The 23,025-nt window shown below is 73.7% G+C and carries 23 protein-coding genes; 10 read left to right on the top strand and 13 right to left on the bottom strand.

Annotated features, from left to right (window positions below; genetic code table 11):
• Window positions 1-41 precede the first annotated feature (41 nt).
• From AOQ53_RS10000 to AOQ53_RS09965, 8 genes are all read right to left on the bottom strand, one after another.
• Entirely contained in the window at window positions 42-1,319 is a 1,278-nt protein-coding gene (locus AOQ53_RS10000; protein WP_174523258.1) for a glycosyltransferase, read from the bottom strand.
• Window positions 1,316-2,281, bottom strand: coding sequence for a glycosyltransferase (locus AOQ53_RS09995; protein ID WP_059416642.1), 966 nt, complete (start codon window positions 2,279-2,281; stop codon window positions 1,316-1,318). Before AOQ53_RS09995 ends, AOQ53_RS10000 begins: the two co-directional genes overlap by 4 nt.
• Window positions 2,278-3,351, bottom strand: a complete 1,074-nt coding sequence (locus AOQ53_RS09990; protein WP_059416686.1) for a glycosyltransferase family 9 protein — start codon at window positions 3,349-3,351, stop codon at window positions 2,278-2,280. Before AOQ53_RS09990 ends, AOQ53_RS09995 begins: the two co-directional genes overlap by 4 nt.
• Window positions 3,348-4,118: a D-glycero-alpha-D-manno-heptose-1,7-bisphosphate 7-phosphatase gene (locus AOQ53_RS09985; protein WP_059416641.1), complete on the bottom strand. Its 771-nt coding sequence runs from the start codon at window positions 4,116-4,118 to the stop codon at window positions 3,348-3,350. The genes AOQ53_RS09990 and AOQ53_RS09985 overlap by 4 nt, the downstream gene beginning before the upstream one ends.
• Window positions 4,115-5,188 carry a glycosyltransferase family 2 protein gene (locus AOQ53_RS09980; protein ID WP_059416640.1) on the bottom strand — a complete coding sequence of 358 codons (1,074 nt, stop codon included), beginning with the start codon at window positions 5,186-5,188 and terminating at the stop codon, window positions 4,115-4,117. The genes AOQ53_RS09985 and AOQ53_RS09980 overlap by 4 nt, the downstream gene beginning before the upstream one ends.
• On the bottom strand, window positions 5,185-6,849 hold the full coding sequence (locus AOQ53_RS09975; protein ID WP_059416639.1) for a carbamoyltransferase family protein: 1,665 nt from the start codon (window positions 6,847-6,849) through the stop codon (window positions 5,185-5,187). Before AOQ53_RS09975 ends, AOQ53_RS09980 begins: the two co-directional genes overlap by 4 nt.
• 66 nt (window positions 6,850-6,915) lie before the next feature.
• On the bottom strand, window positions 6,916-7,881 hold the full coding sequence (locus AOQ53_RS09970; protein ID WP_059416638.1) for an NAD-dependent epimerase/dehydratase family protein: 966 nt from the start codon (window positions 7,879-7,881) through the stop codon (window positions 6,916-6,918).
• Window positions 7,882-8,455: 574 nt separating this feature from the next.
• The gene (locus AOQ53_RS09965) at window positions 8,456-8,980 is read right to left on the bottom strand and encodes a hypothetical protein (RefSeq protein ID WP_059416637.1); all 525 of its coding nucleotides are present in this window, start codon (window positions 8,978-8,980) and stop codon (window positions 8,456-8,458) included.
• 269 nt (window positions 8,981-9,249) lie between these two features.
• Between AOQ53_RS09965 and AOQ53_RS09960 the strand changes: the two genes are divergently transcribed.
• Entirely contained in the window at window positions 9,250-9,783 is a 534-nt protein-coding gene (locus tag AOQ53_RS09960; protein WP_059416636.1) for a hypothetical protein, read from the top strand.
• A gap of 27 nt (window positions 9,784-9,810) precedes the next feature.
• Here AOQ53_RS09960 and AOQ53_RS09955 read toward each other — a convergent pair whose 3' ends face one another.
• Window positions 9,811-10,134, bottom strand: coding sequence for a hypothetical protein (locus AOQ53_RS09955; protein WP_059416635.1), 324 nt, complete (start codon window positions 10,132-10,134; stop codon window positions 9,811-9,813).
• Window positions 10,135-10,472: 338 nt separating this feature from the next.
• Between AOQ53_RS09955 and AOQ53_RS09950 the strand changes: the two genes are divergently transcribed.
• A complete protein-coding gene (locus AOQ53_RS09950; RefSeq protein WP_059416634.1) occupies window positions 10,473-11,327 on the top strand; it encodes a fructosamine kinase family protein in 855 nt (284 codons plus the stop codon).
• 4 nt (window positions 11,328-11,331) lie between these two features.
• Here the strand turns inward: AOQ53_RS09950 and AOQ53_RS09945 are convergent, their stop codons facing one another.
• Window positions 11,332-12,990, bottom strand: a complete 1,659-nt coding sequence (locus AOQ53_RS09945) for a catalase (RefSeq protein WP_059416633.1) — start codon at window positions 12,988-12,990, stop codon at window positions 11,332-11,334.
• A gap of 186 nt (window positions 12,991-13,176) precedes the next feature.
• Window positions 13,177-13,536 (bottom strand): hypothetical protein, encoded by a 360-nt coding sequence (locus tag AOQ53_RS09940; RefSeq protein WP_059416632.1) that lies wholly within the window; start codon window positions 13,534-13,536, stop codon window positions 13,177-13,179.
• A 96-nt stretch (window positions 13,537-13,632) separates the two neighbouring features.
• Between AOQ53_RS09940 and AOQ53_RS09935 the strand changes: the two genes are divergently transcribed.
• Complete coding sequence (locus tag AOQ53_RS09935; RefSeq protein ID WP_059416631.1) at window positions 13,633-14,247, top strand: hypothetical protein; 615 nt, start codon at window positions 13,633-13,635, stop codon at window positions 14,245-14,247.
• A 128-nt stretch (window positions 14,248-14,375) separates the two neighbouring features.
• Here the strand turns inward: AOQ53_RS09935 and AOQ53_RS09930 are convergent, their stop codons facing one another.
• The gene (locus AOQ53_RS09930; RefSeq protein ID WP_020276938.1) at window positions 14,376-14,612 is read right to left on the bottom strand and encodes a hypothetical protein; all 237 of its coding nucleotides are present in this window, start codon (window positions 14,610-14,612) and stop codon (window positions 14,376-14,378) included.
• 342 nt (window positions 14,613-14,954) lie between these two features.
• On the opposite strand from AOQ53_RS09930, the gene AOQ53_RS09925 reads away from it, so the two are divergent.
• The 6 genes from AOQ53_RS09925 to AOQ53_RS09900 are packed head-to-tail and all read left to right on the top strand — an operon-like array spanning window position 14,955 to window position 20,444.
• Window positions 14,955-16,610, top strand: coding sequence for an ATP-binding protein (locus tag AOQ53_RS09925; protein ID WP_063888875.1), 1,656 nt, complete (start codon window positions 14,955-14,957; stop codon window positions 16,608-16,610).
• Entirely contained in the window at window positions 16,607-17,029 is a 423-nt protein-coding gene (locus tag AOQ53_RS09920; RefSeq protein WP_059416630.1) for a roadblock/LC7 domain-containing protein, read from the top strand. The genes AOQ53_RS09925 and AOQ53_RS09920 overlap by 4 nt, the downstream gene beginning before the upstream one ends.
• Entirely contained in the window at window positions 17,026-17,388 is a 363-nt protein-coding gene (locus AOQ53_RS09915; protein ID WP_059416629.1) for a DUF742 domain-containing protein, read from the top strand. The genes AOQ53_RS09920 and AOQ53_RS09915 overlap by 4 nt, the downstream gene beginning before the upstream one ends.
• Window positions 17,360-17,986, top strand: coding sequence for a GTP-binding protein (locus AOQ53_RS09910; protein WP_059416628.1), 627 nt, complete (start codon window positions 17,360-17,362; stop codon window positions 17,984-17,986). Before AOQ53_RS09915 ends, AOQ53_RS09910 begins: the two co-directional genes overlap by 29 nt.
• A complete protein-coding gene (locus AOQ53_RS09905; protein ID WP_059416627.1) occupies window positions 17,983-19,221 on the top strand; it encodes a cytochrome P450 family protein in 1,239 nt (412 codons plus the stop codon). Before AOQ53_RS09910 ends, AOQ53_RS09905 begins: the two co-directional genes overlap by 4 nt.
• Window positions 19,218-20,444, top strand: coding sequence for a cytochrome P450 family protein (locus AOQ53_RS09900; protein WP_059416626.1), 1,227 nt, complete (start codon window positions 19,218-19,220; stop codon window positions 20,442-20,444). Before AOQ53_RS09905 ends, AOQ53_RS09900 begins: the two co-directional genes overlap by 4 nt.
• A 230-nt stretch (window positions 20,445-20,674) precedes the next feature.
• Here the strand turns inward: AOQ53_RS09900 and AOQ53_RS09895 are convergent, their stop codons facing one another.
• Window positions 20,675-22,168 (bottom strand): helix-turn-helix domain-containing protein, encoded by a 1,494-nt coding sequence (locus AOQ53_RS09895; protein WP_059416625.1) that lies wholly within the window; start codon window positions 22,166-22,168, stop codon window positions 20,675-20,677.
• Window positions 22,169-22,332: 164 nt separating this feature from the next.
• On the opposite strand from AOQ53_RS09895, the gene AOQ53_RS09890 reads away from it, so the two are divergent.
• Entirely contained in the window at window positions 22,333-22,953 is a 621-nt protein-coding gene (locus tag AOQ53_RS09890; protein ID WP_059416624.1) for an L-threonylcarbamoyladenylate synthase, read from the top strand.
• Window positions 22,954-23,025 lie beyond the last annotated feature (72 nt).

Genomic DNA, 23,025 nt, shown 5'->3' with positions numbered 1-23,025 from the left:
TCGGGCGTCGGCGACGGCCGGCGGGTCGGGGACGGTTCGCTTCAGCCGGAGCCCGTCGCGGCGGGCTCGGCGTCGAGGACCTCGCAGTAGGCGGACTCGGTGGCCGCGGCGACCTGGCCCCAGCCGTAGCGGCCCAGGACCCGGCGGCGGCCGGTCGCCCCGCACGCAGCGCGGGCCGCCGGGTCGGCGAGCAGGCCGGCGACGGCGCGGGCCAGGGCTTCGGGGTCGCGGGGCGGCACCAGCCGTCCGGTGCCGGGGTCTGTGACGGTGTCGAGCTGCCCGCCGACCGCGCTGGCCACGACGGGCACACCGCAGGCCATGGCTTCCAGCGGGACGATGCCGAAGGGTTCGTAGTCGGCGGGGCACACCACGACGTCGGCGGAGCGCAGCAGCGGCGGCACCTTCTCGCTGGGCACGGCGCCGGTGAAGCGGACCCGGTCGGCGACGCCGGCGTCCCGGGCGATGCCGCGCAGCCGGCGCACCTCCGGGTCGTCGTCGAGCCGGTCCGCGGGCGGCCCGCCGACCACGACGAGCTCGGTGCCGGGCAGCCGGGCCAGCGCGGCGACGGCCACCGCGGCGCCCTTGCGCGGCACCAGCCGGCCCAGCTGGAGCAGCCGGTGCGGGTACGGTCCGCGTGGCGCGGCCGGGCCCTTCGGGGTGAACCGGTCGGGGTCGACGCCACACGGCACGATACCGATCTTGTGCCGGGGTATGCCCATGCGGGTCAGTTCGGCGGCCTCGTCCCGGCAGGTGGCGACGACCCGGTCGCAGCCCAGCCCGATCTCGGTCTCGCCGGGGATCCGCTCCGGCGGGCTGGTGTCGGCGTGGCGCTGGTGCCGTCGCTTCACGGTGCCGAGGGCGTGGTACGTGTGCAGCAGGGGCAACCCGTGCGCGCGGGTCGCCCGCAGCGCGGCCAGGCCCGACATCCAGTAGTGCGAGTGCACGAGGTCGGGGGCCCGGGTGCGCCAGCCGCGTGCCAGATAACGGCCGAACTCGCCCATGTACGGCAGGAGTTCGTCCTTGGGGAGGGGCTCGGCCGGTCCGGCGGGGACGTGGTGCACCTCGACACCGTCGCGCAGCTCCACCCGGCAGGGCAGGTCGGGCGCGTCACGGCGGGTGTAGACGGTGACGCGGTGACCGCGGTCGGCGAGCGCCCCGGCGAGGCAGGCGACGTGGACGTTCTGACCGCCGGCGTCGACCCCGCCGAGCGCGGCGAGGGGACTCGCGTGCTCCGAGACGAGCGCGATCGCGAGGACGCCCGGGTCGAGGGGGTCGCCGCCGAGGGGTCCGGCGGGGAAGGGGCTGAGGGACGGGGTCATGAGCACACCTCCGTGATCAGGCGCTCCCAGTCGGCCAGGAAGCGCTTGAGCCCGTAGCGTTCGAGGGCCGCCTGCCGGGCGCGGGCTCCGTCCGCGGCCGCGGCCTCGGGTTCGTGGAGGTAGCGGCGGGCGGCGCGGGCCAGGACGTCGGGCCGGGTGGAGAGGGTGCCCGCGCCGCGCGGCACCGCCTCGACGGCCTCGGTGGTGGCGAGGGCCAGGACGGGCAGGCCGAGGTGCATCGCCTCCAGCAGGGACAGGCCGAGGGAGGTCCAGCGCACCGGGTGCAGGTACATGCGGCGTTCGGCCATGGCCGTGTGCAGCTCGCTCTGGGGCAGGTCGGCGGTGCGGCACCGGTCCGGTGGCAGGCCGAGGTGGCCGGCCAGGCCCTCGGTGCCCATGCCGAACACGTCGAGCGGCACCGCCTCGGCCAGGGCGGGCAGCAGGTCCGTACCGGTGTACCGGGCGCGTCGCACGGGCTCGTTGACGACGACGGCGGCGCGCGCGAGCCGGCCGGTGTAGCGGTGGCCCGGGTCGACGATGCCGTGTTCGACGACCTCGGTCCGGGTGGTTCCGCAGTCCCAGAACAGCCGGTTGAAGTGCGTGACGTGCACGATCGTCAGATCGGCGCGGTCGGCGCACGGATGCCGGGTGTCCGGTACGTCACCGTCGGGCGCGTTGTGCTCCAGGTACAGCGCGGGCACGTCCCGGCCGGGGCGGCGTCCGCCGAGCCAGCGTTCGGCCAGCTCCGGTTCGTGCGGCCGTTGCAGGACGACCAGGTCCACGGGCGTCTCGCGGAGTTCCCCGGGGGTGACCTCGCGCACCGAGGACGGCCAGGAGAAGGTACGGGCCCGCCCCAGGCCGTCCGGGTCACGGCCCGGGGTCACGGGGACAAGGTAGGTGTGCGGGCCCTGGACGAACGCGGTCGTCCAGGAGCCGTGCACATGCCACAGCAGGATGTTCATACGGCCGCTCCTCGCTCCGTCTGTTCTCCCTGGTCCGCCGGGTCGTCCGTGAGGGCCGCCACGGCGGCCAGCACCTCGGCGTCGCCGATGCCGTCCAGGCAGGGGTGTCCCGGCACGGGGCAGTGCCGGGCCCGGGTGTCCGCGCACGCGGCGTGCCGGTCGCCGAGCAGGACGTGCGGTACGCCGTAGGGGGACCACCGTTCGGCCGGCACGACCGGTGCGAAGAGGCTGACGACGGGCGTGCCGACGGCGGCGGCGAGATGGGCCGGGCCGGTGTTCCCGGCCACCACGACCCGCGCTCCGGCGAGGACTCCGGCCAGATGCGGCAGGTCGGTGGCGCCGCCGAGGTCCAGCGCGTGCCGCCCGGCGACCCGCGCGGTCAGCTCCCGCTCGGCGCGGCCTCCGGTGACGACGACCCGGTAACCCTCGGCGGACAGGGCGGCGACGGCCCGTGCCGCCCGGCCGGGGGTCCAGGCCCGGGCGGGGACGGCGGCGCCGGGGTGGACGACGACGTACGGCTCGGGCCCGGTGAGGTCGGTGGTGCGGGGCGGCGGTGTGACGCGCAGTCCGCCGTCATCGCCGGGCGGAAGGGCGAAACCGGCGGCGCGGGCCAGGTCGAGGGCGGCGAGGGCCTCGTGGCGGTGCGGCGGTCTGCGGTGCCGCAGGTCGAGCAGCGCGCCCGGGTAGTCCTCGCTGTCGCCGGCGGTCCATCCGATCCCGGCGAGTTTCAGCAGCAGGGCGATCGGCAGCGGGCTCTGGTGGTACGACACGAGGACGAGCGCCCGGTCGAAGCGGCCCGCCGTGAGCGTCTCCATCAACCGCCGGGTGGCCGCCCGCTTGACCGGCGGCGGCTCCAGCCCGACCCAGGGGGCGTCGTAGGTCAGCACGTCGTCCGCCCCGGGCAGCATCCGCCCCGCCGCGGCGCCCTGCGGCCCGCACAGCAACGCGGTGTACGAGGACCCGGCCGCGACGGCCCGCACGGCGGGCCCGGCCAGGAGCACGTCGCCGGCGCTGTCGAGGCGGACGACGAGGGTCCGGGGCAGGCGGCTGCGGGAACGGAAGGGGGTCATCGCGGCTCCCCCGTCGGCAGGGCGGGGTGGCCGCGCGGTACCGCTGCCGGCGCGACCCGGCGCCGGCGCGGTGCGCCGACCGGCCCGGCCGGGCTGCTCCGCCACTCCCCCGTCGCCGTACCGGGATGCCGTCGTGTCTCTCCCGCCGACGCGGCGACGGGAACCGAGTCGAGGACGAGGCGAACCGCAGCGAGCAGGTCGGCTGCCGTCGTATCGGCCGCCGTGGTCTCCTCGGGGCGGGTGGCAGCCGTGGGGACCAGGACGCCGCGGGCCCCGGCGGCGCGCGCGGCCTCCATGTCGGCCCCGATGTCGCCGGTGACGACGGTGCGTTCGGGCGGGACGGCAAGCCTGCGGCACGCTGCCAGGACCAGGCCGGGTGCGGGTTTGCGGCAGCCGCAGCCCTCCGCCGGCCCGTGCGGGCACACGGCCCAGACGGCGAACGGCCCGAGCAGGTCCTCCACCCTCAGGCGTACGTCCTCGACCTGGCGGGCGGTCAGCAGGCCACGGGCCACGCCCGACTGGTTCGTCACGACGCCGACGGGAATCCCGGCGGCGCGCACGGCGTCGAGGGCCTCCCGGGCCCTCGGCATGGGCGCGACCCGCGCCGGGTCCCCGTTGTAGGGGACGTCGGCGACGAGGGTGCCGTCGCGATCGAAGAGGACAGCCGCGGGGAGCGGCCCGCCGGGGTCGTGCGCGTGCGGGAGCCGCCGCACGCCGGTGGACCCGTACGGCCCGGAGAGCAGCCATGGACCGGTGGGCCGGGTCATGACCGCAGCCGTTCCCTGACCGCCGGGCGGGCCGCGGGGGCCGGCTCGCCGGTCCCGAGCGGGGTGAGCGGCCGGGCCGTACGGTGGGCGAGTCGCCCGCGCAGCCAGTGCCAGGTCGCGGCCGGCGGGATGAGCACGCTGGTCACGACCATGGTGAGCACCTCGTCGCGGGTGCGCGGCCCGGGCAGGATCCGGGCCAGGGCGAACTCGGTCGTGCCGGCCAGCCATGCGGCGGCACAGACCCCGGCCGGCCGGTGCCGGTCGAGCAGGGCGCAGCCGAGCGCGGTCACCCCCGCCCCGGTGACGGCCAGGTGGGCGGGCAGCCGCCCGCGGTGCGCCTGAGCCCGGCGCCACCAGTGGCGGCCGTGCAGCCGGGTCATCAGCACGTCGTCGGCGTTGCCGGCCTGGAGACGGACGGAGGTCCAGCGCCCGGCCGACCGCACGGGGTGGGTGGTGGTGCGGCGCCCCCCGGTGAGCGTCCAGCCGGCGTCGAGGATGCGCAGGGCGAGGTCGGCGTCCTCCCGGAAGGCCCGCCGGAAGCGCTCGTCGAAGCCGCCGACGGCGGCCAGCGCGGCGCGGCGGTACGCCATGTCCGCGGTGATCCAGCGGGCGGCGGCGAGTCCGGCGGTGTTGCGTTCCCAGTCGGTCGGGCGGCGGTCGGTGGGCACCGGCACCTCGATCCGGGCGGCGATCCCGGCGGTCCGCTCCGTCGCCGCGGCCAGGTCGAGCGTCAGGTCGTCGCCCCAGGTGGGCCCGGGTACGACGTCGTCGTCGAGGAAGACGATCCAGGGCACGTCACCGGCCGCCCGCCAGCCGAGGTTGCGTGCGGCGGCGGGGCCGCGCGCCCCGCCGGGTACGACGATGGTGCGCGAGCGCAGGGACGGCGGGACGTCGGCGGTGAGGGGCAGGCGGGCCGGGCCGGGCCGGTCGTCGACGAGGACCACCCGGGCCGGCCCCGGCCCGCTCGCCTCGGCCAGGGCGTGCAGGCACACGCGCAGACTGGGCCGGCCGAGGGTCGGGACGACGACGGCGTACTCGGCGTCCCGTGTGCGGGCGTCGCGCTCGGTCATCGCAGGCCTCCGGCGTCCTCGGAACGGAACAGGTCGCCGCGGCGGATGGCGTACGGGCCGATGGCCAGCAGGTCGACGGGCGCGGAGCCGAAGCACTCCAGGGCGTCGCGCGGGTCGTCGACCATGGGCCGCCCGGCGGTGTTGAGGCTGGTGTTGACCACCACGGGCAGTCCGGTGTGCCGCTCGAACTCGCCCAGCATCCGGGCCACCAGCGGTTCGCGAGCCGGGTTGACGGTCTGGATGCGGGCGGTGCCGTCGACGTGGACGACGGCCGGGATGCGGTCCCGCCAGGCCGGGGCGACGTCGTGCACGAACAGCATGTACGGGCTGGGCAGCGGGCCGTCGAAGATCTCGGCGGCGCGGTCGGTGAGGACCATGGGGGCGACGGGCCGGAACTGCTCGCGGCCCTTGACGTCGTTGAGCCGTTCCAGGTTGCCCGCGTGCCCCGGGTGGGCGAGCAGCGAGCGATGGCCGAGCGCCCGGGGGCCGTATTCGGAGCGGCCCTGGAACCAGGCGACGATCGCGTTGTCCGCGAGGGCCCGGGCGACGGTGGCGGCGATGTCCGGGGGCCTTTCGAAGGGCACGGCGGCCGTCTTCAGCCAGGCTCCGAGCTCCGCGTCGGACCAGTCCCGGCCGAGGTCGGTGCCGGTCATGGGCTCCGGCTCGTCGCCCTCGCCGGCGGACAGCAGCAGGGCGCCGCCCAGGGCGGTGCCGGCGTCTCCGGCGGCGGGCTGCACCCAAACCCGGGAGAAGGGGCCCTCGCGGGCGATACGGGAGTTGGCCACGCAGTTGAGGGCGACGCCTCCCGCGAGCGTGAGCACCTGGTCGTGGGTACGGCCGTGCAGCCAGCGCACCAGGTCGAGCAGGGTCTCCTCCAGCACGGCCTGGGCGCTGGCGGCGACGTCGGCGTGGTCCTGCGTCCACGGCTCGTCGGCCCCGCGCGGCGCGCACAGCTCCTGCCACGGCACGCCGGTGGCGTGGAAGCCGCCGTCGCCGGTCGGGTAAACGTGGCGGCGCAGTTCGGAGAGCATGCGCGGGGTTCCGTGGGAGGCGAGCGCCATCACCTTGAACTCGTCGGAGGAGCGCAGGAAGCCGAGGTGTTCGGTGAGTTCCTCGTAGACGAGGCCGAGCGAGTGCGGCAGGTCCTGTGCGTGCAGCGCTTCCAGCCGGTCCCTCACGCGGCGTGCGGCGAGGTGGGAGGCGCGTTCGCCGCGGCCGTCCAGGACCAGCACGGACGAGTCGCCGGCGTCCGGTGCGGCGAAGGCGCTGGATGCGGCGTGGGCCATGTGGTGCGGCACGAAGCGGACGATGCCGGGGTCGAGGCCGGGCAGGGCCGTCCGCAGGAATCCGGGTGCCTCGCGGGCGTAGGTCAGCCGCAGGTGGTCCCACGGGTCGTCCAGGCCCATGTCCCCGGCGGGCCGGGCGAGTGCCGGGTCGAAGGAGTAGGTGACCGCGTCGAGGTCCTGCGGGCGCAGCCCGGCCCGCTTCAGGCACCAGGCGGCGGCCTTCTCGGGCAGCTCCCAGGCGGAGAACGGCAGGGGTCTCTTCCCGTGCTTGCGCCGGGAGAACCGCTCCTCCTCCGCGGCGGCGACGGTCCGCCCGTCGACCACCAGGGCGGCGGCGGGGTCGTGGAAGAGGGCGTTGATTCCGAGGATGCGCATGAGGGTGGCGGCCCTTTCGGCGGTCGGGAGAAATCCGGACGCGGTGGTGCGGGGGGCCCGGGCGGGTCAGTCGTCGGTTCCGTCCTCGCGGAACCAGGCGATCGTGCGCCGCAGTCCCTCCTCGGCGCGCACCTGCGGTTCCCAGCCGAGCTTGTCGCGGGCCAGCGTGATGTCCGGGCAGCGCACGGCCGGGTCGTCCACCGGGCGTTCGATGAAGCGGATCTCCGACGGGGAGCCGGCGAGTTCTACGACCAGCCGGGCCAGGTCGAGCATGGTGATCTCGGTCGGGTTGCCGATGTTGACGGGGCCGCGCATGCCGTGGGCGGCCGCCGCGAGGATGCCGCGGACGGTGTCGTCGACGTAGCACAGCGACCGGGTCTGCCGGCCGTCGCCGGTCACGGTGAGGGGCTCGCCGGCCAGGGCCTGCCGCACGAAGGTCGGCACCGCGCGTCCGTCGTGGCCGCGCATCCGCGGGCCGTAGGTGTTGAACAGCCGCACGATGCAGGTGTCGGTGCCGTGGGTGTCGGCGTGGGCGGTGGTCAGCGCCTCGCCGAAGCGTTTGGCCTCGTCGTAGACGCTGCGCGGGCCGACCGGGTTGACGTTGCCCCAGTAGCGCTCGTCCTGGGGGTTCTGCTGCGGGTCGCCGTAGACCTCGGAGGTCGAGGCGAGGACGAAGCGGGCGCGGGAGGACCGTGCGAGTTCCAGGGCGTTTCGGGTGCCGAGGCTGCCCGTCTCCATGGTGTGCAGCGGCAGTCGCAGATAGTCCGCCGGGGACGCCGGGGAGGCGAAGTGCAGGACGAGGTCGGGCCTTCGCTTGGTCCGCAGGCCTTCGGAGACGTTGGCCTGCACGAGCGTGAAGCCGGGCCGTTCGAGCAGCGGGGATATGTTCTCGGGCCGGCCGGTGCTGAAGTCGTCCACGCAGGTGACGGCCGCGCCCGCGTCCAGCAGGGCGGCGCACAGGTGGGAGCCGACGAAACCGGCGCCGCCCGTGACGACGGCGTGTTCCCAGCTCCGTGACAGGGCGGTGGTCATCTCGGTCTCTCCTCCGTCAGCGGCGTATGGCCCGGCACGACGGTGTGCGCCTCGGACCGCTGAGGGTGGCCGGAGGCCGTCGAGCCCACGATCAGCGTCCGCCGACGCTGCGCCCGCGGCACGGTCGCGTACGGCAAACCGGTGAGTCACGGAGGGTGAGGGGCTGAAGTTACCGGCTGTTCGCGCAGGTCGGGGCGTGGGTGGAGCTGGGAGCGGGAGGGGGTGCTCGTCCAGCCTGCGACGGGGCGTGCGTGCGGGGCGGGCGCTCGGACCGGCGGGCGGAACCGCGGCGGGCGGCGGGGCGAACCCGCGGCGCGCCGACGGACCGAGGCCGCCGCGGGTCTGCGCACCGACGCCGCCGCGGACGGGGGCCGGCGCCGTCGCGGATCGGGGAACCAACGCGGTCGCGGGACGGCGGGCCAACCCCGCCGCGCATCGGAGAACCAACGCGGTCGCGGTTCCGGGGGGCTGTCGCGGTTCGGAGGACCGTTCCGGTTCGGAGGACCGCCGAAGGCCGGCGGGCCGAGGCCGCCGTGAGCCGGTGAGGGCGGGCCCCGTCAGGGGCAGCCCCGCGTCAGGCGATCAGTGTGCGGCCCGGGTGCAGGAGGTCGAGGAGTTGGGAGTGGTGCAGTTCGGCCACGGGGGCGAGCAGGTCGGGGTGGCGCAGCAGGGCGGCGGCGCGCTGGTCGCTGTCGTCGGGCGCGACGAGCCGGCGGAACTCGGCCGGTGCGCCGGCGCTGTGGGTGCCCTCGGCGAGCGCGGCCACCGCCAGGGCGGCCAGCTCCGGGTCGGTGAGCAGACTGGCCGCCCAGCTGGCCACGACCTCGTCCCAGGTGCGCCAGGCGTGCACGTCCACGCCGTCGCCCAGGGACGCGTCGGCGCCGGTGACCCAGTCCAGCCGCGCGGAGCCGCCCGGGCCCGCCACGTCGACCAGGGCGGCGTCCATCGCCGTCGGGTACCTGAGCCATGCCGCGACCGTCACGGCCTGCCGGGCCTGCACCTCGCACAGCGCGGAGGCGAGCGCTCCGCCGGAGGCGGGGAAGGCACGGGTCAGCCACTGGGCGGTCGCCGCGATGACCGGGGAGAGATCTGCTTGCACTGCCGGGCCGTCCGAGAGGGGTGGAGAAGCGGGGGATCTGCCCGTAGACGGTAGCCGCCGCCCCGCGCCCCCGGACGTGATCGGGACCTCGTCCAGGCTGTGGCCTCGGCCACACCGAAACAAGGCTCGTACGCAGGAAGGCTGGTCCCGTTTCGCCGGGAAGGCCCCGGGCACCCGCCCCGGGTAACCTTCCGCAAGCCGGAAAGGTCCGGCGAACCCCCTGTTCCGGCCGCTCTGGGGCAGGGCCGGAGCAGGACAGGAGCACTGTCATGACGGAACAGCGAACGGATCCGCCGGGCGCCCCCCGTGCTCCGGCCACCGACATGTCGCTGCTGGGCATCTACCTCAACGACCATCTCGCCGGCGCCACCGCCGGGACCGCGCGGATTCGCTACCTGCTGCGCTCGTGCCGGGGTACGGCACTCTCCGATGCCCTGGCCCCGGTCGCCGCCGAGATCGCCGAGGACCGGGCGAGCCTGCTCCACATCATGCGGCGGCTCGACGTCCCGGTGCGGCGCTACAAGGTCTACGCGGGCCGGGCGGCCGAGCAGATGAGCCGGCTGAAGAGCAACGGCAGCCTGGTGCGGCGATCTCCGCTGAGCACGTTGTGGGAGCTGGAGGCGATGGGTCTGGGAGTGGAGGGCAAGACGGCCGGCTGGCAAACGCTCCGCGACCTGGCCGCCACGGACGCACGCCTCGACGCGCGGCAGCTCGACGACCTCATCGAACGGGCCCGGCGGCAGCGCGCCACGCTGGAGGAGCTGCGCCGCAAGCAGGTCGGGGTCACCTTCCGCCAGACCTGACGCACCGGCCCCGCCGTCAACCCCGCCTTACCAGAACCTGCTGCTGAGAGCCGGCTGATGCGACAGTTCCACGGCATCCCGCAGCCGCAGCGCGACGCTGATGGTGGCGCGCAGGGCGGAGGGACGTACGGTCTGGGCGGTCTCCGTGGCCAGGACCAGCAGGCAGGCCGCCGCCTGCTCGACGATCGGCGCGGGGAGGATGAAGTCGCTGTCGGCGGCGGCGCGGAACGCCTTCAGGGGGATCGCGGCCCCGTCGACGGCCCGGTGCGCGGCCTGCTCCAGGTGCTGTGCGGCCTGTTCGCACACAGGGGCGGGCAGGGCGATGGTGCGCTGGAACGATGAACTCGTCATGCTCCGACTGGTCCCCCGACGGCGGCCGGTTCTGTCGGCGGGCGGCGGGATTTCACCGTCCCGCGTGACCGGGAGGTGGCGAATGTCCCGGAATCGAAACGGCCGCAGAGCGACGCGCTACGGCGGCCCGGTACGAGAGGTCTACTCCTGCGATCGGCTCCCCGGGCGAGCGGTCCGCCGCGGCTCGGGGAGCACGGGGAGAAGACCACAACGGGGGTATCCGGAATGTTCCGCACCACTGCACGCGATCGCGGGTCCGAAGGCTGAGTGCCGGGCCCCTGGAGGCGCGGTCGTACTCTGGGTGTTCGATCAAGCTCGGACCCAGGTGAGGAGTGCGTATGACCGCCCCTACGGATGTCGTGGCCCGGCTCACCGGGCGGGTGGTCACCGGGGAACGGCCGCTGTCCGGGGCCCTCGCCGAGGTCACGCTCGACGACGGGCGGGTGGTGATCGTCAAGCGTGCCGACGATCCGGGGGCAACGCGGGCCGAGGCGGCCGGACTGCGCTGGCTGGCCGGCGCCGGCACGGTGCGGGTACCGGACGTGCACGGCCACGACGGGAACTGGCTGGTCGTCGACCGGGTCACGCGGGGGCGGCCGAGCCGGGAGGCGGCGGTCCGCTTCGGCCGTGACCTGGCCGCTCTGCACGCCGCCGGGGCGCCCGCGTTCGGCGCGCCGCCCCCGGAGGGCCCGGCGGACGCGTACATCGGGCTCGCCCCGATGCGCAACGAACCCGGCACCGACTGGCCGGGCTGGTACGCCGAGCATCGCGTGCTGCCGTATCTGCGGCGCGCGGTCGACCAGGGCACCGTCCAGCCCGGCGAGGCGACCGATGTGGAACGCCTGTGCGGGCAACTGCCGGAGCTGGCGGGCCCCGCCGAGCCGCCCGCGCGGCTGCACGGCGATCTGTGGAACGGCAACGTGCTGTGGGCGGCCGACGGGCATGTCCGGCTGATCGACCCGGCCGCGCACGGCGGACACCGCGAGACCGATCTGGCGATGCTGCGTCTGTTCGGCTGCCCGCATCTGGAGCAGGTGCTGGACGGCTATCAGCAGGAGGCGCCGCTGGCCGGCGGCTGGGCGGACCGCGTCGGCGTGCACCAGCTGTTCCCACTGCTGGTGCACGCCGTGCTGTTCGGCCGGAGCTATGCGGAGCAGGCCCTCGCGGTGGCCCGTAGCGCCCTGGCGGGGTGACCGGTCAGCGGGTCACGACGTGCCGTTCGTCCGGCACACAGTGGGTCATGGTGAGGCCCTCGACGTCACGCGGCGGGTTCTTGCCCAGGTTGGCCAGGCGCTCGCGGTCCTCGTCCGTGAGATCCTGGCTCGCCAGCGGCTCCAGACCGGCCACGTCCTCCGGGCCGATGCCCAGCCCCTCGCCGACCCGCAGGCCGAGGTCGTTCTCGACCAGCAGGAAGTGCCAGACCATGCGCTCCTGGACGGGCCGGTCGCACTGGGACAGCAGGTCGATGAAGTTCTTCACCAGGTCGTCGCGCTCCCAGTCCTCCAGGAGCAGGTAGCGCTGGCCTGCCTGCATGTAGTCGTTGGTACGGGGGATGCGCTTGCGGGTGAGCCGCCCCTCGATCACGGGTCCCTGCTCGTCGTGGGTCGGGTAGCGGGCCTCGCGCAGGCCGCCGGTGATCGACGGCTCGTAGTTGACCTGCGGGTTCTCGCCGCCCCCGTCCACGTGGTACGTCATCTGGCCGTCGCGCTGGTTGGTGCGCACGTCCGCGTTCTTGGCCTGGTTGACGGGCAGTTGCAGGTAGTTCGGGCCGACCCGGTAGCGCTGGGTGTCGCTGTAGGAGAAGGTCCGGCCGACGAGCATCTTGTCGTCGGAGAAGTCCAGGCCGTCGACGAGGACGCCGGTGCCGAAGGAGATCTGCTCGTTCTCGGCGAAGAAGTCCTTCGGCATCCGGTCGAGCACCATCCGGCCGACCGGCTTCGGCGGGAAGTCCTGCTCGGGCCAGGTCTTGGTGTCGTCCAGCGGGTCGAAGTCGAGCTCGGGGTGGTCGTGGTCGTCCATCATCTGGACGAGAAGCTCCCACTCCGGGTAGTCACCGCGGGCCACCGACTCGTACAGGTCCTTGGTGGCGTGGCCGAGGGAGTCGGCCTGGACGTTGGCCGCGTCCTCCTCGGTCATGCTGCGCACGCCCTGCTTGGGCATCCAGTGGTACTTGACGAGCTTGGTGCCGCCGTCGGCGTTGACCCACTTGTACGTGTTGACGCCGAAACCCTGCATGTGGCGGTAGTCCGCGGGGATGCCGCGCGGACTGAAGAGGTTGACCAGCATGTGCATGGCCTCGGGCGTCTGCGACATGAAGTCGAAGATGCGGCCGGGCTGCTGCTCGAAGGTCACCGGGTCCGGCTTGAGAGCGTGGATGACGTCCGGGAACTTGATCGCGTCCCGGATGAAGAAGACGCCGAGGTTGTTGCCGACCAGGTCCCAGTTGCCGTCCTGCGTGTAGAACTTCACCGCGAAACCACGCGGGTCGCGGGCCGCTTCGGAGGAGTCGCGTCCGCCGATGACGGTGGAGAAGCGGACCGCCACGTCCGTGCGTTTGCCGCGCTCCTGGAACAGTTTGGCCCGGGTGTAGCGGCTGATCGGCTCGTCGCCCCAGGTGCCGTAGGCCTCGAAGTGCCCGTAGGCGGTGACGCCGCGGGCATGCACGACGCGCTCGGGGATGCGTTCCCGGTCGAAGTGGCTGATCTTCTCCAGGAACTGGTAGTTCTCCAGCGTGGCGGGCCCGCGGGCGCCGATGGTGCGCTGGTTCTGGTTGTCGTAGACCGGATGGCCCTGGCGGTTGGTGAGGACCTTGCGGTCGTCGCCCGGAGCGGGACCGGTACCGGATACGTCCGTCATATGCGTGGGCTCCTTCGGCTCATGGCCGGCGGCCGACCGGGTCGGCGCCGCGAGCGGCCGCCCGGCCGGCCCTGGCGGAACGCCCGGGTACCCGGCGGAGCGGGGTCAGTCACGTGCCTCGCGGGTCGGGGGCCCGGCGGCGGTGCTGTCCGGGGACAGGCAGGGACAGCCCCGCCGTCGCGGTCCTCACGCGTGGGGCCTGCGGCCCCGGAAGGGCGGGGCGTAGCCCTCGAGCTGCCAGGAGGCTCCCCCTCCCCATTCCACCAGCGCGCTGTCCGCCGACACCGGACGGAAGGACACCTCCAGCACGTCCTCCCAGGCCGGATCCAGCGGCGGCGCCTGCTCGTGCACCTCGACCGTGAAGCCCACATCGCCGGTGTGCAGCCCGGTGTTCAGCCACAGGGCGCCCGGTGTCGCCGCCCCGCACAGTCCCGCACTCTGCCCGGGGAACGCCTCCGCGAGGCCCGGCCCGAAGCTGTCCGGATCGGTCTCGACGTAGATCTGGCCGTACTGCACATGGACCTCTCCCTCGACCGGCTTGCGCACGATCAGCTCCTCCTCGTCCGGGGATGGGATGGTGAGCTGTCGGCATCGTGGCGTCCGCCACTGACAGTCAGAGCGCGATCACGGGAGAGCAGAGGCATGCGGCACGTCTACTGGATCGGGGGCGGGAGCGCCGCGGGCAAGTCCGCGATCGCCCGCAGACTCGCCGATCGGCAGGGCTGGCGTCTGTACTCGACCGACGACGTGATGGGGGATCACGCCCGGCGGACGACGCCCGACGAGGCCCCGTTCCTGCACGAGTTCATGGCCATGGACATGGACGAGCGCTGGGTGAACCGGTCTCCGGAGACCATGCTCGAGACATTTCACTGGTTTCGCGGTGAGGGCTTCGGGCTGATCGTCGAGGACCTGCTGCGCATGCCGCGGGAGACGTGTGTCGTCGTCGAGGGCTTCCGCCTGCTGCCGCACCTCGTAAAGCCCCTGCTCACCGAGCCCGGACACGCGGTCTGGCTCCTGCCCACACCGGAGTTCCGGCAGGCCGCGCTCACGAGCCGGGCCACGCCGGAAGGGAGTTTCACGGTGAGGACCAGCGACCCGGAGCGGGCGAACCACAACATCGCCGCACGGGACCACATGTTCACGGAACGCCTCCGTGAGGAGACCGCACGCCTCCGGCTGCCCACCGTCACCGTCGACCTCACGATGCCGGAGGACGAGCTCGTCGAGCGGGTGAGCGCAATCTTCCGGCTCTGACCTCGTGAAGGAGGGCAGGGCCCACGCCGGCCGGCCGGACCGGCCCGGATGGTTCCGCCGCCCGGACACGGAAAGGGCCCGGACCCCGCCGACCGGCGATGTCCGGGCCGTGTGACCCCGGTGGGGCCTCAGCCGCCGTTGAGGCGTGCGCGCAGGAGGTTCTTGCCCAGTTCGGCACCCTTGCGGCTGTCCGCCTGAGCCTTGCGGAACAGGTCCGCGACCTCGGTGTCCTTGGCGCGCTCCGCGTCCTGGATGTAGCTCTCCAGACGCAGGGCGTTGTTCAGGCACGCCTCGACGTACCAGATCAGGTTGTAGTCCTTGTCCTGCGTACCGGTCACGCCGCCGGTCTCCGTCTCGCTGGTCATTCGGACCTCCTTCTTGCGGAGCGGACCTCTTCAGGCGCCGGACGGGTACCCGTCCTCCGGGCGGGCACACAGCCCGCCCGCATCACTTTCAGTGACCGCATGATCACGTCATCCCGGAGCGGGTCGCCGACCGGGCGGTCAGATCCGTACGCACCATCAACTCCCCTCCCCCGTACGGCAATCCTGACAGTTGCCACAGAAGCGAACAGACGCTGGTCACTTTCCGAAAGAAGTGCCGATCCACCGTGCGAGATCGATCGATGACGGTGTGTACTGTGCTGCGGGTGGCTCGTCAGAGCACCTCGGACCCCGCCCTGCCCGACTCTCCCTGGACTCGACTCGATGATCGAATTACCGGACCTGGTCGTCGGCGGTCTCGCCGTCGGCACACTGTCCGCGTTCGCCCTCGGCGGCGGGTGGCTGCGCTCACGACGGCAACTGGCCGCGCAGCGTGCCAAGACGGCCGCACTGCGGGCTCAACTCGACGGCACCTCGCGGACGTTCACGGCCGAGGTCGAGCACTTGGCGGTGCGGCGGGTGCCCGCCGCGGCCCGGCAGGTGGCCCATCCGCACGTCGCCGTGCCCGGCCCGCTCAACCCGCAGCTCGCCGGTTCGCCCCTGGGACTCGCACTGGAGCAGGTGCTGAAGGGGCTGCACGCCGGACTCGCCGCGCAGCGCACCCGGATCGACGCCGCCGCGCAGGCCGGGATGCGCGGGGCCACGCGGGAGATCCAGGCGGCGCTGTACCGGTTGCAGGACGCCCTGCGCGGACTGCAACAGCGCTATGACGACCCCGAGTTGGCGCAGACCCTGTTCGAGCTGGACCACGAGAACGAGCAGTCGCTGCGGCGCGCGCAGATCGCCGCGGTGGTGTGCGGGGCCTGGGTGGGACTCGCCCGGGAGGAGTCCCACCTCGTGGACGCGGTGACGGGCGGTCAGGCCAGGCTCGCGGGCTACCAGCGCGTCCGGGTCCACAACCACCTGGCGGCGGGCACTGCCCTGGTGTCCCACGCGGTCGAGCCGGTCGCCATCATCGTCGCCGAGCTCCTCGACAACGCGCTGCGCCACTCGGCGCCCGACACCGACGTCGTGGTCAACCTGGAGGACGTCCACCACGGTGTCTGTGTCACCGTCGACGACGCCGGGCTGGGCATGACACAGGACGAACGGGCCCGTGCCCAGCGGTTGGTGGCCGGCTCCGAACCGATCCTGCTCACCGAACTCGGCGACCCGCCGCGCATGGGGCTCGCCGCCATCGGCCAGCTGACCCGGCAGTTCGATCTGAGCGTGGACCTGTCCTCCCCGTCCCCGTACGGCGGTGTGCGGGCGGTGCTGCGGATTGACAGTCACCTGCTGACCCGCATCGATCCCGCCGAACGTCCCCCTGCGGCCGGCGCCCCGCGTCCGACGCGCAGGGCGGAGCGGGAGACGGCGGGCGGTGCCGCCTCGTCCCCCGGTGGCGCACCGTCCTCCAGTGGCGCCTCGTCCCCCAGTGCCGAACCGGACGCCTCCGCCCCTGCCACCCCATCCGGCCCGGCCCGGGAATCCGGGCCGGCCGCGGACACCGCGTCCCGGAAGCCCGAGCAGCCGTCCACCACCACCGCCCGTCCCACGCCGTCCGACGATCACGGCTACGGCCCGGACCACGACGACCAGGCCTCCGCCCCGGCCCCCGGCCACCACGGCCCCCGTGACAGCGGCGGCCTCCCCCAGCGGCGTCGCCGCAGCCGCGCCACGCCCCCGCCGGACGCCCCGGCCTCCGCACCCGCACCCGCACCCGCACCCGCGTCACAGCGCCGGCCCCGGCGCCCCGAGGAGTCCGCCGCCGCCCTCGGCGCCCTCCAGTCCGGCACGGCTGCCGCACGTTTTGCCGCCCGGCCGAACACCGGCGCCGTTCCAGCCGTACCTGATGATGCCCCGGCCGCGACCACGGCCGACGGAGCGACCGACGACACCGGCCGAGACCGGGACGACCACGAAGGGGGAACGGCTCGATGACCAGCCGCGCAACGGGGGACACGGCCTGGGTGCTCGAACCGGTCCTGGAGGTGCCGCACGTCGTGGCCGTCGTCCTGCTCACCCGGGACGGGCTCGTGACGGGCTACACCGACGCGCTGTCGCAGCCCTCGGCCGAGCGGGTCGCCGCCATCACCAGCACCGTGCAGGGCGCGTGCCGTACCGCGGCGGCGGCGTTCGCCGACACCGACCGGGCCGACATCCGGCAGGTCGTGATCGAGTCGGACCACGGCTATGTGCTCATCGTGCCGACGGACCACGGCACTTGTGTGGCCGCGTACGGCGACCCCGAGGTACGCCTGGACCTGCTCGCCCACCGGGTGCACTCACAGGTCGCACGGCTCGGTGAGAAGGCGATGGCCGCCGGGCCCCGAGCTGCCGACGGCGACACACCGGCATGACCGGCCGCCGAGGCGGCCGTCCCCTGGTTCCCGCGTATCTGTCGACCGGCGGGGTGGCCCGGCCCAGCCGTGCCCATCTGGAGCGGCTGTCGGTCCTCACCGGCAGCGGCGAGCCGGCTCCCGCCGATCTGCCCGCCGCGCAGGCGGCCCTGCTGGAGGAACTGGAGTACGGGTCGCTGACGGTGGTGGAGGCCGCGGCCCTGCTGCGGCTGCCGGTCTCCGCCGTGCTGGTGCTGGCCGCCGACCTCATCGACCGCGACCTGGTGCTGGCCCGCGCGCCGATCCCGCCCGCCCGGCGCTTCGACCCCGACCTGCTGAAGAGAGTGGCCGATGGCCTCCGCGACCTCAAGCACCGTTGACACCGCCGCCGGCGGCGACGGCATCCACCTCCCGGACACCGCCCGTGACCTGGTGAAGATCCTGGTCACGGGGGCTTTCGGGGTGGGCAAGACCACCCTGATCGGATCGGTCTCGGAGATCCGCCCGCTGCACACGGAGGAGCGGCTCACCGAGGCGTCCGCGCAGGTCGACGATCTCGCCGGGGTCCGGGACAAGTCGACCACCACGGTCGCCATCGACTTCGGCCGGATCAGCCTGCCGGGCGGAATCGTGCTGTATCTGTTCGGCACGCCCGGTCAGGAGCGGTTCCGGTCGCTGTGGGAGGACATCGCCCACGGGGCGCTCGGCGCGCTCGTGCTGGTCGACGCCCGCCGGATCGACGCCTCGTTCGACGTGCTCGGGCTGGTGGAGGAGACCGGACTGCCGTACGCGGTCGCCTTCAACACGTTTCCGGACGCGCCTCGCCACCACACGCCCGAGCAGTTACGCGCCGCCCTGGACCTGGAACCGACGATCCCGATGGTGACCTGTGACGCGCGTGAGGCGGACTCCTCGATCGACTCCCTGCTCGCCCTGGTCCAGCACCTGATCGACCACCGACCCGCGGAGCACCGGTGACCCAACCGTCCCCTGCCGAGCAGGCCTTCTGTCTCGCGGCGCCCGTCCGCCTGTGGGAGGACGGCTTCGCCCGCGATCCCCACCCGTACTACGCCGCCCTGCGCGCCCAGGGGCCGATCGGCTGGGCGGAACTGGCGCCCGGTGTGCCGGCGTACGTCGTCACGGACCGGCGGGCGGCGCTGGATCTGCTGCACGACACGAAGACGTTCTCGCACGATCCCCGGCCGTGGGAGGCGACCGTCCCCGACGACTCCCCCGTGCTCGGGATGATGCGCTGGCGGCCCAACACCCTCTTCGCCGACGGTGCCGCCCACATCCGCTACCGCACCACGCTGATCGACGCCTTCGACCTGGTGGAGCCGCACGACCTGCGGGCCCGGGTGCACCGGGCGGTGCATCTGCTGGTGAGCCGGATCGGACCGCGGGGCGCGGCCGACCTGGTCGGCGAGTTCACTCGGCCGCTGATGGCGCTGGTGTTCAACAGCCTGTTCGGGTTGCCGGACAGCGCGAGCGACCGGCTCAATGCCGCGCTCGGCAAGCTGATCGAGGGCGGCGCTCAGGCGGCACAGGGCGAGGCGGAGTACGCCGGGTACGTGTTGGAGCTGATCGCGGCCAAGACCGAGCGGCGCGGCGACGACCTGCCGAGCTGGCTGCTGGACCATCCGGCGGGGCTGACCCCCGAGGAGGTCACCTGGCAGGTGTTCCTCACGCTCGGCGCGGGCCACGAGCCGACGGCCAACCTGGTGTCCAACGCGCTGTCCAGGATCCTCGGCAATCCGGCGTACTACTCGACGCTCACCAGTGGCGCCCGACCGGTGACGGACGCGGTGCTGGAGGTGCTGCACCACGAGACGCCGCTCGCCAACTACGGCATCCACTACGCCCGCACGCCCTTGACCTTCCACGGCGTGTGGATCAGGGCGGCGGTGCCGGTGGTGATCTCGTACGGGGCGCTGGCGCAGGCCACCGAGCAGGAGCGCGGCGCGGACCGGCACCCGGGCGACGCCTCCCACCTGTCCTGGTCGGCGGGGCCGCACGCCTGCCCGGTCAAGCAGCACACACTGCTCATCGCCGCCGAGGCGATCGAACGGCTCACGCAGTGGCTGCCCGACCTGGAACCCGTGCTGCCCCGCGAGCGTCTCACCTGGCGGCCCGGCCCCTTCCACCGCTCGCTGACGGCGCTGCCCGTCCGTTTCACTCCCCGCTCCCCCGATCAGCCAGGAGGACGACCGTGACCGTGACCGACCGCATCGCACTCGACCCGTTCGGCGCGGACATCGCGGGCGAGAGCGCCCGGCTGCGCGCCCTCGGCCCGATCGTGCCCGTGGAGCTGCCCGGCGGGATCCCCGCCTGGGCGCCCACGCGCTACGACACGCTGAAGGAACTCATCCTCGACCCGCGGGTCAGCAAGGACCCGCGGCTGCACTGGCGGCTGTGGCCCGAGCTCGGCGAACATCCGTCCTGGGGCTGGATCGTGAACTGGGTAGGCGTGGTCAACATGTTCACCGCCTACGGTGCGGACCACAGGCGGCTGCGCAAGCTGGTGGCGCCGAGCTTCACACACCGGCGCACCGAGGCGATGCGGCCCCGGGTGGAGGCCGTCACCGCGGAGCTGCTGGACGCGCTCGACGCGGCCGGCGCCGAGGTCGTGGACATCAAGGAGGGGCTCGCCCGTCCCCTGCCGATGCGGATCATCTGCGAACTGTTCGGCGTCCCCGACGCGTTGCGCGAGGACACCAGCCGGATGATCGCGGCCATCATGGACACCACCGACCCGAGCCCCGAGCACGCGGCGTCCGTCCAGCGGCAGATCGGCACGGTGCTGCCCGCGCTGATCGCCCACAAGGCCGCGCACCCCGGCGACGACATGACCACCGAGCTGATCCGGGTCCGGGACGAAGACGGCGACCGGCTCAGCGACGAGGAGCTGCTGTACACGCTGCTGCTGGTCATCGGGGCCGGTTTCGAGACCACCGTCAACCTGATAGGCAACGCGGCCGTCGCCCTGCTCCGCCGCCCCGAGCAGCTCGCCGCCGTACGGTCCGGGGAGATCGGCTGGGACGCCGTCGTCGACGAGACGCTGCGCGCGCACCCGTCGATCGCGTCGCTGCCGCTGCGGTTCGCCGTCACGGACCTCACCGTCGGCGACGTCACGATCCCGGCCGGAGACGCCATCCTCACGACGTACGCCGCCGCGGGGCTCGACCCCGAGCACTACGGCCCGGACGCCGACGTCTTCGACGCCACGCGCGCCGCAGACGACCATCTGGCGTTCGGGATCGGGGTCCACCGCTGCATCGGGGCACCCCTGGCCCGCCTGGAGGCGCTCACCGCGCTGCCGGCGCTGTTCGACCGGTTCCCCGGCCTGAGCCTGGCCACCGGCACCGAGGGCCTGCGGCAGGTGCCGTCCTTCATCGCCTTCGGCTGGCAGGAGATCCCGGTGCGGCTGCGGGGCTGAGGCAACAGGAGGAAGACCACCTCATCGGACAGCTCGCGGGAGCGCGACCGGTCCCCCGTTCCGGTCGAGCCCCCGCGGCTCGTCGAACCTACGTCCATGGCAGAGGCCTTGTGAATCGCGTCGATGCCCGTTGCACGCTCAACAAGGCTCACCCGTGCACAGTTGAGTCCGGATGGTCCGGTTTCGTCCCGCCCCGACCTGGCCAACCGGTTGCCCCAGGGGCAAACCGGTCAGTCGTGGCGGTGGAGAACCGGCAGGTCGAGGTCGCCGACGGCCAGGTGCGCCAGTACGACCTCGTACAGGTCGGTGCCCGCGGCGAGCAGCTGGCGTTCCAGGACGGGTTCGGCGCTGCGGACGTGCTCGCGCACGGTCTGCGCGTGCATGCCCAGGGCCTGCGCGGCCCGTTCGGCGTTGCCGCCGGCGGCAATCCAGGTGCGCAGCGTCCGGCGCGGGTTCCTGGCGTCCTGGTCCAGCCGGCCCAGCAGGCCCTGTGCCCAGGTGCCTACGGCGGGCCCGGACAGCAGGTCGGAGAGCCGGAGCGTGGAGTTCGCGGTGCCGTCGGTGAACTCGGCGTCGGACAGGCCGATCTGGGTGTTGAGCGCCAGGTGGACGACGGCCCGGACGGTGAGGTCGGCGAAGTCGGTGCCGAGCAGGGCTTCCACGCGTTCCATGCGGGCGCGGACCGTGTTGCGGCTGACGCCGAGGACCTTCGCGGCGTTGACGGCGGTGAACTCCAGGCCGAGGCGGGTGGTGGCGAGGAGTTCGGCGCGGGTGTGGTGCGGCAGGGTGTCGAGCGGGCGCAGCACCCTGGCCGTCCAGGCGCGCAGCCCTTCCGGGTCCATGAGGCGTTCGGGGTGGGTGCGCTCGGCGTAGACCGCGGTCTTGTCGGGCCGGAAGTGGGCGACGGCGAGGGCGCTGACGGCCTGCCCGTAGGCGGTGGCGGTCCGGGCGAGGCTCTGCCGGACGCTGCCGCCGAGGAAGATGTCCGGGTGCCGGCCGACCAGTGACCGCAGGGCCTCGCCGGTGGTGTCGCGGAGGCTGACGACGATCACGTGTCCGGCCATGGCCGGGCAGCGCACGACCAGGGCGTCCTCCCTGGTGCTGTCCAGGCACTCCTCGGCGATCCGGTCGCGCAGGGCGGGGTCGGACTCGACGACGTACACGCACGCCGTGTCGGCGTCGAGCAGCCCGGGCCAGAGCCCGGCGGCGACACGGCGGGCGGCTATGGTGTCCTCGACCATCAGCAGTTGCAGGATCGCCAGGCGCAGGTCGGAGGTGGCCCGACGGAGCCGGTGTCCGGCCGCGGTCGACTCGCGCGCGGCCAGCAGGAGCTCGATCACCTGGGCGGTGTGCGTGACGACGTCGGAGGCCCGGCGGTCGAAGGGGGTCTCGCGGGAGACGGCCAGGACGCAGGTGTGGGACGGGTGCTCCACCCTGACCAGCCGCAGATGACGCTCCCGGCTCTCCCAGGCGGCGGAGGCGATCCGGCCGGCGGTGATCTCCGTGACGAGGTCCCCGTCCAGCGGGAGCCGGCTTCCGGCCATGAGGTTCCCGGCGGCGTCCTGAAGGGCTACGGACCCGCGCACGGCACCGGAGAGCCAGTCCACGACCCTGCGCACGTCCCGCCCCGCCGGGCGCAGGTGCTCGAGCAGTTCCTCCGCCCATGCCGGGCCCGGCCCGGCCCGCGTCTCCCGCTGCCGGTTCCCGTCCTCTCGGCCAGCCACCTCGGCCTTCCCCTCGCTCCTCGCGCCGCCTCCGGCGCACCGGTCGGGGACGTTACCTCACACGTCCCGCGCTCTCACCCGGGGCGAACGCGCCCCGGCGCCCGCCCGCAGGCCGACACCCCACCCTGCGCCGCCGCACCCCGCGGGCGGCATAAGCTCGACGGATGGCGAAGTACTACGACGTGCACCCCGACAACCCCCAGCCCCGCACCATCGGCCAGATCGCCGACAGCATCCGTGCGGACGCTCTTGTCGCCTACCCCACGGACTCCTGTTACGCACTGGGCTGCCGCCTGGGCAGCCGTGACGGCATCGAGCGGATCCGGACGATCCGCAAGCTGGACGACCGGCACCACTTCACTCTGGTGTGCCAGGACTTCGCGCAGCTCGGCCAGTTCGTGCGGATCGACAACGACGTGTTCCGCGCGATCAAGGCGTCGACGCCCGGCAGCTACACGTTCATCCTGCCCGCGACGAAGGAGGTGCCGCGCATGCTCCAGCACCCCAAGAAGAAGACGGTCGGCGTGCGGATCCCCGACCACGTCGTCACCCAGGCCCTGCTCGCCGAGCTCGGTGAGCCGTTGCTGTCCAGCACCCTGCTGCTGCCCGGCGAGGAGGAGCCGATGACGCAGGGCTGGGAGATCAAGGACCTGCTCGACCATGTGCTGGACGGAGTGGTCGACTCCGGTGACTGCGGCACCGAGCCGACCACGGTGATCGACTTCTCCGGCGGTGAGGCCGAGATCGTGCGGCACGGCGCGGGCGACACGACACGCTTCGAGTAAAGGGCGCGCCAAGGGGCGTTCACGGTTGCACCGCCTGCGGGGGGTAGGCGAAATGCCCGGGAAGCGGCGTGT

It is taken from the genome of Streptomyces azureus (genome assembly GCF_001270025.1).
Lineage (GTDB): Bacteria > Actinomycetota > Actinomycetes > Streptomycetales > Streptomycetaceae > Streptomyces > Streptomyces azureus.
This window is presented reverse-complemented; position numbering and strand designations above follow the sequence as displayed.